Annotated in this window: 1 pseudogene; it reads left to right on the forward strand. The window is 42.8% G+C overall.

Going from position 1 to position 601, the window contains the following annotated elements:
* Positions 1 to 42: 42 nt before the first annotated feature.
* Positions 43 to 601: pseudogene (locus R7Q48_RS28955) on the forward strand (SIMPL domain-containing protein); the annotation flags it as partial.

The following is a 601-nucleotide window of genomic DNA, read 5'->3' on the forward strand; positions in this document are numbered from 1 at the left end:
CGATACTACGAATTGTTACTTTTGGCGAAATTAGGAGGATGAATGGAGAAGATTTCCAATAAAGCGTCAATATGGCTCGGGCTGTGTCTGATAATTGGTTTAGGAGTATTGGGCTTTTTTATTCAGCAAACAGCAGTCAAATACAAAGCCTATTAGCGAGTGGTAACGGTGAAGGGATTGTCTGAGCGAGAATACCCGGCAGATACCGTCATTTGGCCAATCCAATTTACGGTAGCCAGCAATGATATGGGCGCGATGTTTGATGACATAGACCAACAAACGCGTTTGATTCTCGATTTTTTAACCGCAAAAGGCTTAACTGACAAAAACATCTCGCTGTCTTCGCCTTCAGTGATAGACCGTAAAGCGCAGCAATATGGTGGTGAGCAAGATATTGAGTATCGTTATTTAGCATCCCGAACGGTCACGGTTTACAGCCAAAATATCAATGTGGTTCGTGCGGCGATTAATGAGATTGGTGAACTTGGGAAACAAGGCGTGATTCTTAATCAAGATCCTTATGCAAACCGAATCGAATACAGTTTTACGAAACTTAATGACATCAAACCAGACATGATCGAAGAGGCGACCAAAAACGCCC

Source organism: Vibrio sp. 378, from assembly GCF_033339435.1.